Genomic DNA, 10,884 nt, shown 5'->3' on the forward strand with positions numbered 1-10,884 from the left:
CTTTAACTTAATGGTTAGTAAAATTTTGTTCTAGATAACGTGGATCGCGTACTCCTACGTGCAAAACCAGTGCCGTAACTAATCCACCGATAGCTGCCACCAAGAAGGCAGTTCTATAGTCAATATTGTCTACTATCCATCCACCTAAAAGGGGAGCAAGGATTGTGGCAGGGGCGACAAGGGTATTACCAAGACCAATATAGGCTGGTCGTTGGCGCTGGTTACCAAACTCTAAGGTCATTACCGCAGAAATATTGTAGAGAGAGATCGTACCTATCCCTGCTCCTATAAACACCAAGTAAAAACAGTTTACATTTGGTGCTAGCCCAGCTAAAACCGAAGTGAACGCACAAACAACAGAACCAGTCATCAAGACCAACTTGTTACCCCAGCGATCGCCTATCCAACCCAAAACCAATCCAGCAATAGTTTGCGTTACCATCAGCACACCAGTAATTAACCCAATAGATGCTTCTCCCATCCCATATTGGTGTACGCCATAAAGTGTATAGAAGGGAAGTGGCATCAGTGCTAATTGTGAAAGCATACGTGCCATTACAAAGTAACGGAAATTCTTATCGCACCGGAGAATCACACTAAGACTGTCCCAAAATTCACGTTTAGTTTCAATGGTAGATAATGAGTTGCTTACTGGCTCTCGCGTCCTAGACATAAAAAACCAAGATAGAGCCATCGCAACACTAGCGCACAAAAAACAGAGAGCAAAATTAAATGGCTGGGCAATTTGCTTGAGTAGTAAACCAGCTATCAGAGCACCAAAAATACTCATCAGATTAGCAGCCGATGCTAAGGCACCGTAAAAAATGCCAAGCCTTCCGGAGGGAACAATTTTAGCAACCATACTTTGCCAAGCAGTAGCACTAAATCCGCCGCCTAGACCTTGCCAAATGAGTATGGCAAATGTCAGATGTAAGATAGTTTGGCTATTGAGTTCTAGCTGTAATAAAGCTACCAGTGCTAATCCAAAAAAAGGAAGTTTCTGGTGAATTGTCAACCACATTACAGTTGGTTTGTAATACTGTAGTCTAGCTATTTTATCAGCTGTTAATAGCTGAGGTAGTTGCCAACCTAAACGCGGAATAGCTGGTATCAGACCGATGAGCAAAGCAGAATTGGTAAAACCGCTAACAAATAAAGGAATAATCGTGATATAGGAGGCAAAACCAGTTGCCAAACCAAAGAATGCACTTTCGACAACATTGACAGTCAAGTTATGACGAAGGTCTTTTTGAATTTCAGAATTAAGCATTTTTATAGATATTCAAACTGGAGATAAGTAGTTTTTTGCATGTCAAAATCCGGACTTTTTTAAGCCGAATTCAGATAATTAAAAATTTGAAAAATAACGTTTTTAGGAAACAATCCCTCTGTCTGATGAGCGATAAATACCTCTGTTATTTATTGCCCTTATTAGCCAGGTTCTACCGGAATCGTGTTTCTCTAAAATAGGATAATGGCTACGATAAACCTTAATTGAGCGATAATTTGGCACAGCAAAGCAAATAGCGCTTATTACCACCCACACCCTCAGATTTGCAGAGTTTTATACTTTTAGCTTTTCTATTTTTTACTCACTAGTGATTTATTCCTCTATTGGGGAAACTTGGGCAGTATTTTAAACAGGTTGATGTTCTTTTTTAGGCACTTAATTAAGTACCAAACAAAAACAAACCTGAGTTCCATAAATTGTTCCCAGATGGCGCACTTAAATTATCATTGGAGAATATTTTTGTAAAAAATCCCAAATTATGCATTTGCAATATTTTTGGCAATTTACGCTTTAACAACTTGGTACAAATACTGTCAACTGCAATTGTACTGAGAGCTTGGGAAAGTAAGTTATTGCTGGAGCGATCGCCTGTATTGTTCGGGCGTATTTAGCCGTTGGGAGAGGACAAGGTAGAACTTGGAAACAGCTCGTCAAAGCGTCGAATGGCACGCTTGTTAAGCTGAAAGAATTGAATAGTAAAGGTTTTTGGTACATAATCTGCTCGTCAAGATGAAGAATCCGCCAAATAGATATGACGTTGACGCGGCACTCATGCAGGCGATCGCAAAATATTGAAAGTGATAAAATACTGAGAAAGCGTGACTCCTTAGTGTCAAGTCTGCGGAGTTTTTCAGTAAGTAATTAGCTAATTTTTTATTGCCCCAGAAATTAAGGGATTGAAGCCATGCGTGTTCTGCATGGGGCAAAAGACATTTAAAGCCTTTTTGAAGATCCTTCAGAAGGCGCACAGTAAACAGTTGCGAGTCAGAGTTACCCACAACTATTGCGTGGTAAGTTGGATTTGGGGTTTAAATCCCCAACTTTGATAACTGATATAGCTGTTTTAAAATACCACTAACATCTAAGGATGTTGAACGCATGATTACTAAACCTAAGGTTTTTATTGATGGGGAATCGGGAACCACAGGCTTACAGATTTACTCACGCCTCAACCAACGAGATGATATCGAGTTAGTTAGCATTGAGGCATCTAAACGTCGGGATGCAACTGAGCGAGCCAAACTAATCAATGCCGTCGATGTTGTTATTCTCTGCCTACCTGATGATGCAGCCCGCGAAGCTGTTAGCTTAGTAAGTAGTACTACGGTTAAGATCCTTGATGCTAGTAGCGCCCATCGCACGGCTAAGAACTGGGTATATGGTTTTCCTGAACTAAATCCAGAACAACGCAAAAAAATTGCTAGCGCCCAGTTTGTCAGCAATCCAGGATGTTATCCCACAGGATTTTTAGCCTGTATCCGTCCGTTGATTGCCAAGGGACTTTTAAAGAGTAATTTTCCCATCACCGTTAATGCAGTGTCAGGTTACTCTGGTGGCGGAAAGAATATGATCGAAAAGTACCATAGCTTTCACAAACAGGGATCTGGAGCAGAGTCGCTCTATCCCTATGGCATCTACGGTTTGCAGTTTGGACATAAGCACGTCAAGGAAATGCATTATTACTCAGAGTTAGCATCGCCGCCGCTGTTCGTACCGGCAGTAGGGGATTTTGAGCAAGGGATGCTGGTTCAGGTGCCTTTGCCATTGGCGACTTTGGATAATCCACCATCAGGTGAGGTTATTTATCAAGCGATCGCTAACTACTACCAAAGTGAAAAATTTGTGCAGGTTGCTCCATACCAAGATTCTACTCTGCTGCGAGATGGAATATTTCTGGATGCGATTGCAGTGAACGGCACCAATATTGTTCAGGTTTTTGTATTCGCAAATGACACTACCAAAGAAGCGTTGCTAGTTGCTCGTCTCGATAACTTGGGCAAAGGCGCATCAGGAGCCGCAATCCAAAACTTAAACATCATGCTGGGCTTTCCAGAAGAGTTGGGATTGTTATGAAAGAGTTTCTGCGTTGGTATCTGTTGGATTGCCATTAAACTTCCAAGTCCCTCATTCACTGCGAGGTATTATTTTATCTATTTAGCAATAAATACCGCTTAGTACACGTCACCGCCAAAAAGGTTGGAAATCAAAATTGCGATCGCACTTTTATACTGTTGATTCCAAAAGTTAATTCCATACCTGATTTCTGGTGACGTGTACTTAGTGAACGAGGGCTAATGACGATTAAACAACCACAAAATTGTTTTTGGTTAGTAAGGCTCCACCATCTAGTTGTGCAAATTGTACCTGAGTAAACCCGCTTGCACTGCCATCAAGGTCAAAGAACAATCCACCTGTCGCGCTGTTGTAGATAAATCGCTGAGTGTTATTGGTTGCAGATGTTCCGATAGTAAACTGACTTGTCTTAAGTGAACCTGATGATAAGCTGCCACCAAAATCAGTAGCCGATACCTGAATCACTTCATTAGCCGGGTTGAAGTCATACAGTCTATCAGTGCCTTGATTGAAACTATTGAAAACAAAGGTATCAGTACCCGCTCCTCCATAAAGGCTATCATTACCATTGCCACCGGTGAGGATATCATTGCCATTGCTCCCCACAATCAAGTCATTGAATTGTGTACCGGAGATGTCTAATCGTTCGATATTTTTGTAACTAATCCGATTCGTGCCCACTGTAATTGAGCCTGTGTTATTAGTAGCATTGAATGTAGAAGTGATTCCCTCAATCGGATTGTAAAGATAATAGGAACCGGCATAACAGGACAATAAATCGTTACCTGTCCCCCCATCAACCGTTTGAGTTACTAAATCAGTCACGGAAAAATCGGGAACGCTATCAGGCGATATGGTGCTTATATAGATGGAATCATTGCCTTGCCCCCCAGAGAGTAAGTTATTGGCTATTGAGCGGGTAGCGCTCAAGTAATCGTTACCAGCGCCACCGTTGAGGGTATTATTGCCTGAAGAGGGGACAAGTCCGTATGCTTCAGTGCCAGAGGCGTCAAGAGAATCATTGCCATCGCCACCATCGAGTAAGTTATCGCCGGATGAAATACCAGCACTCAAGTTATCGTCACCAGCGCCACCGATAAGGGTGTTATTGCTTGGGGAGACAAAAAATGTGAATCTGTCATCATCGCCAGAGGCGTCAAGAAAATCATTACCATCGCCACCATCGAGTAGGTTATCGCCTTTTGAAGCCTTAGTACTCAAGCTATCGTTACCAGCGCCACCGTTAAGGGTGTTATTGCCTGAGGATGTAACAACCCCTAATCCGCCGGAGTTATCATCAAGGTAAGAGGCGCTAAGAAAATCATTGCCATCGTCACCATTGAGTAAGTTATTGCCTTTTGAAGCCCCAGCGCTCAAGCTATCGTTACCAGCGCTACCTTCGAGAGTATTATTGCCTTCTGAAAAATTAACATTCAAAATATCGTTACCAGTACCAGCAACGAGGGAGTCATTTCCCTTATAACTCTGCGGGATGCCAGTCCCTACACTACCAGGGAAAGCATCATTAAGAGCACCACCAATGAGAGTATCGTTTCCCCCACTACCAATGAGAGTATCGTTACCCGCACTACCAATGAGAGTATCGTTACCCGCACCACCTCTCAAAATATCGTTGCCACTTAATCCGTCGATTTTGTCATCACCATCCTGACTATTGATGACATCATCTGAGTTATCTAAACCCGTAATGTTGTTGGATAGGCCATTAAAAAAGGTCACCGTATTCTTAATGCCCACGCTAGTATCTGTGGAGTTGCCATCTAGGACATTAAAACTGTCAAAAATGCTAGTTTGTCCGTCAAACAGAATATTGCCAATGGCTGGTCTTTTACCAGAAACTGCCAAGTTCTCAAGCTTTTCTAATGTGAAGTTTTGCAGGATGATTTTGGTATCATTTATTCCTTCAAAGGTGATTTCTAGATTGTTTAGATTCTTTGTCAGCAGTAGATTTCGGGCAGTCAGCCCAGCACCCTGGAATTTAATAGTATCCACTTCGGCGATCGCGGCTACTGTTGGATTTGTGCCTTTACCTATACCACCGAAATCAGTGATTGTATCGGTGCCATCCCCTAATTTATAAACAAAATTATCCTTCCCACCCCCACCAGTTAGGCTGTCGTTGCCCTCGTTTCCAGTGATGATATCGTTACCTGCAAGACCCTTAATCGTGTCCACGCCGTTACTACCCAGTAGGGTATCATTACCGTTGGTTCCAATGATATTTGCCATAATTTTATTTACTTAAATGTCTTTGCTTACAAAACACATCTTTGCATATTCTCCACATTATTCACCGATTAATGTAGGTACAATTACTTTATATTTATCTATTATTAATACTTGTAATCATTTTTCCCGAAGCTATTAGAAATTGGTATAAAGTTTATAAAAGTTAATCTACCCTTGCTTTAAGTCAATAGGGTTCAGTTAAGGCTAAAAGACTGATGATTAATATCTAAAGCGGATTGATTAAGTATTGCTAGTTACTCGAAGATTGCATTAGTTATGGGATTTTTTTGAGATAAAAACTTTACTACCCGTTTAAGCAATATACCTTTTGATTTCTCAAAATTAACCTGTAAAATAGAATAAAATCATTACGAAAAAGTGCAGTTAAGAATTCAGCTTAGGAACCGCAAATGCAGGGTGGTTTTATTGGCTGTGGTTAGCATAACTAATTATGCTAACCTGATATCATTGAGTTGATGATTCTGAAACTTTCAGCACTTTTTTATTTTGATTTTACCTTCAGTTCTTCAAGCAATTTAATTACATTATTCTCAAAGCCTCTATTTCGTTCTTGAACTGATTCAATAAACGGTTTATCAAAAAGATTAATCGCATAGTTGCCTAGTTGAATACCTAACGGTTTTAAATGTCCGCCTTTTAAAGATTCTATAAATTCTTGGGGTGGTTTTTTCAGAATATTAGTAAACCATTCACAGGTTAACTTAGCAATATTATCATCCTTAAAACAGACTAAACCCATGATATTAAATAGCCCACTATCTTTGATTAAGTTACGGGTTTCTTCAACGGTTGGTTTCACGCCCCAACCAAGATTATCGATAAAATCCGCTAAAAATTGAGGACGAATTGCGCTCCCTGTATCAGCAATAGCAGGTGCTAATAGGATAGAAACTTGCCCTTTAATGAAGACACTTTTAATTTTGATTTTCCGGCCTACGTAAGTGTCAATTAGTTTTCGATCTTCTATAATTTTTTGTTTAAGCTCCTCAAACAGAATATTAATGTCTGCAATGACACTTTCTATCTGTGACTCATCCGAAGTATGAGCTAGCAGGCTCCGAATAAACTTTTCTCTATCTTGAGGCTCTGTAGGTAGAGCAGTAAATCCTTCTAACAAGGAGATATATTTACAGCCAAGGCTATGTCCAATCCAAGAAAAGTTTTCATCGTCTAGATAAGCTTCATAATCATATCCTGCAACACTTGCCATTCTTACAAGTTCTGGCAGAATTTCATACTGCTCTCTCATAAGAAAACCAGCTTCTAGATAATGGTTAAAACTAAAATTAAACGGCAGAAGAATAATTGTATATCCCTGCTCAAATAAAGATTGAAGCAGATAGCGATAAAAAAGCATGGGACCAAAAGTACCAAAGAAAGCCCCTGCAATAAATTGAACTACCCCTTTAGGCTGTGGATGTAAAGCAACCCAACTGTGAGAAACGGGTTTAAATCTCAGTTTTAAAGTTGTATTTACCATAACTTAGCAATGAGTCCATCTCATTTTGGTAGGTGTATAGTTATTCTCCAAACTGAAGCTACTGCTTTTCGGATTCTTTTAAAAGGATGTTAGAAAAATATCATTATTAACATCAAAACTCTTGAAACCTAACCTCTTTACCCTCATTCTCTTATAGTGAATGGCAGGGCATTTTCATACAAGTAGAGAAAAACTAAAACTGGGTTTTAAAGCTTCTTCCTGCGTGGGGTAGAGGAAGGTAAACCAGGTAAAAGCCATGCCAAAAAACGAGAAATCAGACTTATGTATTTTTATTTTTTCGGATAAAAACACCCTTCATTCCCTATGATATCAAGTCCACTTAATCACATATCGTAAGTGATTACTTCACTCTGCGATCGCTGCCTTCGTAATGACAAGTATTTAGCCGGACATGATATGAGAGAATCGGGGTTTCGAGTATACTTATTGACTTGACAAACATCCTCTAAGATATTTTTTGCACTAAAATTCTCAAGACTATTTCATTCCCAAAAACTAAAGAAAAAGTGGCGCTGGATATCAGTAAGTTTGTTGTTGAAAGCATCTTAAAAAGTCTAAGTTTCCTGTACACTCTGATTCTCAAACGCTAGGCACAACGAGCTTTGAGGTGATTTACACCACACTCTTTTTGTTCATACTCTTGACATAGCTGATGATGACACGTTATAAATTTTTTAAGAAAAATAAATCAGTCTGCCTAATCTACTGTATTCCCTGAAAAGCTTTGTGAGTAAGGGTAAACCGGAGCGGAGGAACCAAGTTTGGGGCGTATCTCGAAGAAAATTAAAAGTTACTAAATACATAACTCAAAACTCATAATTTTCTTAAGAAGGACATCTCTCAGTCCTAGCCCGTCAGCTAACTTCGTCGGCATTGAGAGGAGACTAAACGAGCAGGATTCTTACTCTTACAAGTAATGCCTTGTTCTCGTCAGTGTCCTTTGGCTGGTAACTTTGCGGTTCGTTGTGCCTGCCCTCGGCCTTGAGAGAGGATAATAATATCTTGTATTTCTGGCGTCTGAGGCAGGATTATTTGCCTTGAGGTGAAAATCAGCTATGTTCCAGAATAAGAAACATCGCATTGCCCTAATTTCTGTTGATGGCGACCCGGCTGTTGAAATTGGTCAAGAAGAGGCTGGGGGTCAAAATGTCTATGTGCGCCAAGTAGGTTATGCCCTAGCCCAGCAAGGTTGGGAAGTGGATATGTTCACTCGTCGTAGTAGTCCCGAACAAGCTGCGATCGCTCAACATACCCCTAACTGTCGTACTATTCGGTTAAAAGCAGGCCCAGCTGAATTTATTGGGCGAGATGAGTTGTTCGACCATTTACCTGAATTCATTGAAGAATTCCAACGATTCCAGCAGCGGCAAGGGTTCCATTACTCTCTAATTCATACCAACTACTGGTTGTCTTCTTGGGTTGGTATGGAATTGAAAAAGCAGCAACCACTGATTCAGGTGCATACTTACCACTCTTTAGGAGCAGTCAAATACAGAAGCATTGGTAATGTTCCGGTAATTGCTACCCAGCGATTAGCTGTAGAAAAAGCCTGCTTAGAAACTGTAGACTGCGTAATTGCAACTAGTCCGCAAGAGCAGAAACATATGCGGATACTCGTTTCCAGCAAGGGAAAGATTGAAATGATTCCCTGTGGCACCGATACTGATAAATTTGGGGGAATTGAGCGGTTTGCGGCACGGGAAAAATTGGGAATTGCAGCAGATGCCAAAATGGTTCTCTACGTTGGTCGCTTTGACCGACGTAAAGGAATTGAAACCTTAGTACGAGCCATTGCCAAATCTAGTTTAAGGGGTGAAGCGAACCTGCAACTAGCGATTGGGGGTGGTAGCCGTCCAGGTCAGAGTGATGGAATTGAACGCGATCGCATTGCCAGCATCGTTACTGAACTTGGATTAGAAGATTGTACAACCTTTGCCGGTCGTCTAGATGAAACTCTCCTTCCCTTTTATTACGCCGCCGCTGATGTCTGCGTAGTGCCGAGTCACTATGAACCTTTTGGTTTAGTTGCCATTGAGGCGATGGCGAGTAAAACTCCAGTGGTAGCTAGTGATGTTGGCGGGTTGCAATTTACTGTTGTACCAGAAGTTACAGGGTTACTTGCGCCCCCCAAAGATGAAGTAGCTTTTGCTGCTGCCATAGACCGCATTCTCATCAATCCAGCTTGGCGAGATCGATTAGGTGAAGCGGCTCGACAACGGACAGAAATTGCCTTTAGTTGGTATAGTGTAGCATTCCGACTGACTCAACTTTACACTCGGCTGCTGGCTCCAACTGCACCTGATACCCGACCCCAGATTGCAGCTTAATTTTTATAACTTTGAGCGCGGAACTAATAAGCTGTTCCACTTTTAATTTGCATAATTAGGGTGGACAAGATACCCACGCTACAAAACTTTAATTGAAAGTGCGATCGCGCCAACTCGCAAAGCATTAGAGGTTGTTTGAAAAGTGGTTGGCTATGATTTTAGGCACTAACTGATCCCCCCTAGCCCCCCTTAAAAAGGGGGGAACCGGAATCAAAGTCCCCCTTAAAAAGGGGGATTTAGGGGGATCTAGAACGTCTTGTTACCGAGAAGAAAACTTTTCAAACATCCTCTTAGGCAAGTCCTAAATAATTCCATATTTGGACAAACCACTCTTCCTTACGCTCAAACATATCGCGTATTGAATGTGTACAGAACGTAGCCAGATCACGAGATAGGTCTAATTGGATCATTGCTGGTCTTCCGGGTAGTTCCAATAAAACTTTAGATTCTCCAGTCGCTAAATCAAGAGACTTAATCTTTCCCTCTAGCCCACAAGAGAGTATGACATTGCGCTGCCAGTCAAAAGCAATATCATAAGTTGTTGCCATTCGACTAGCGCCATCGCCAACTGCGATAATCTCACTAGAAGAAGCGACGATGGGAAGTGGTAATTCGCTCTTTGACGAGAGAACCTCATTCCACTCAAACACTCGCACTCCTCGATCCATTGCACAGATTAACCACTGTCCATCTGGGCTAAAATCCATTTTGAAAATCATTTCGTTAGGGGAAAAGGAAGTTTCTCCTTCACCTCGTTGGGCACTAGCCATCCATGCTGTCCTGTCTAATGCTGCGGTTGATAAGACTTTGACTACTTTTTGAGTGTTCAAATCGATAATGGCTAATTTTGATTTTCCCTCACCATCAGCCAGTAAATAACGCCCGTCTGGATGAATTGCGATTTTAGAACCATGCCCAATTTTAATTACTGCAATCTGCTGTGAATTTTTAATAGAAGTAAAGATAATTTCTTCCTCGGAACGGCTAACTAAAATTTCCTCCTTTGGAGTGAATTGAACACTGCTAGTAGCTCGAACATGAAGAATTGTTTTTAGCAATTCTTTTTGCTCCAAGTCATATAGAGTTGCTTGCCAAGAGCCGCTAGCATGACCTACTGCCAAAAATTTTCCAGACGGGCTAACTTGTATCACATAAGCATTTTGTTCTAACGGCAGATCGAGATTTGCTGGTTCATTATTCCAAGGTGCAGTATAGTGTTTTATTTCAAGAGGTTGATTGTCATGTCTACGCCAACCTATGAAAAACCCACCTGTTTTTTCAGGGACAGAAATTGGTAAGTGTGGAAACTGCCGAGTAGGAGTAGGACTATAGGAATCATATTTGATTTCTGAAAAAAACTAAGAGATAATACTGAGGCATATATATGTCTAAGAACGAACAATGATAAACCAGCATCTAGA

General features: G+C 41.0%; 6 protein-coding genes and 1 riboswitch. Of the genes, 2 read left to right on the top strand and 4 right to left on the bottom strand.

Annotated elements, in window-relative coordinates; genetic code table 11:
* Positions 1–7 precede the first annotated feature (7 nt).
* Positions 8–1,270, bottom strand: coding sequence for an MFS transporter (locus V7L01_RS33940; protein ID WP_335042707.1), 1,263 nt, complete (start codon positions 1,268–1,270; stop codon positions 8–10).
* Between the two features lie 1,122 nt (positions 1,271–2,392).
* Between V7L01_RS33940 and argC the strand changes: the two genes are divergently transcribed.
* Complete coding sequence (gene argC, locus V7L01_RS33945; protein WP_335042727.1) at positions 2,393–3,364, top strand: N-acetyl-gamma-glutamyl-phosphate reductase; 972 nt, start codon at positions 2,393–2,395, stop codon at positions 3,362–3,364.
* Positions 3,365–3,592: 228 nt separating this feature from the next.
* Here the strand turns inward: argC and V7L01_RS33950 are convergent, their stop codons facing one another.
* Positions 3,593–5,614, bottom strand: coding sequence for a beta strand repeat-containing protein (locus V7L01_RS33950; protein ID WP_335042708.1), 2,022 nt, complete (start codon positions 5,612–5,614; stop codon positions 3,593–3,595).
* Positions 5,615–6,116: 502 nt separating this feature from the next.
* The gene (locus tag V7L01_RS33955) at positions 6,117–7,115 is read right to left on the bottom strand and encodes a DUF1350 family protein (protein WP_335042710.1); all 999 of its coding nucleotides are present in this window, start codon (positions 7,113–7,115) and stop codon (positions 6,117–6,119) included.
* A 714-nt stretch (positions 7,116–7,829) separates the two neighbouring features.
* A riboswitch (cyclic di-AMP (ydaO/yuaA leader) is annotated at positions 7,830–8,024 on the top strand.
* A 167-nt stretch (positions 8,025–8,191) separates the two neighbouring features.
* Here V7L01_RS33955 and V7L01_RS33960 point away from each other — a divergent pair.
* Positions 8,192–9,463, top strand: coding sequence for a glycosyltransferase (locus V7L01_RS33960; RefSeq protein ID WP_335042711.1), 1,272 nt, complete (start codon positions 8,192–8,194; stop codon positions 9,461–9,463).
* 290 nt (positions 9,464–9,753) lie between these two features.
* Here the strand turns inward: V7L01_RS33960 and V7L01_RS33965 are convergent, their stop codons facing one another.
* Positions 9,754–10,614: a WD40 repeat domain-containing protein gene (locus V7L01_RS33965; protein WP_335042712.1), complete on the bottom strand. Its 861-nt coding sequence runs from the start codon at positions 10,612–10,614 to the stop codon at positions 9,754–9,756.
* Positions 10,615–10,884: the final 270 nt, after the last annotated feature.

This window comes from Nostoc sp. (assembly GCF_036917095.1).
GTDB lineage: Bacteria > Cyanobacteriota > Cyanobacteriia > Cyanobacteriales > Nostocaceae > Nostoc.

Coding starts and splice junctions, on each gene's coding strand:
- V7L01_RS33940 (WP_335042707.1), bottom strand. CDS start 1,270: ATGCTTAATTCTGAAATTCAAAAAGACCTTCGTCATAACTTGACTGTC.
- V7L01_RS33950 (WP_335042708.1), bottom strand. CDS start 5,614: ATGGCAAATATCATTGGAACCAACGGTAATGATACCCTACTGGGTAGT.
- V7L01_RS33955 (WP_335042710.1), bottom strand. CDS start 7,115: ATGGTAAATACAACTTTAAAACTGAGATTTAAACCCGTTTCTCACAGT.
- V7L01_RS33960 (WP_335042711.1), top strand. CDS start 8,192: ATGTTCCAGAATAAGAAACATCGCATTGCCCTAATTTCTGTTGATGGC.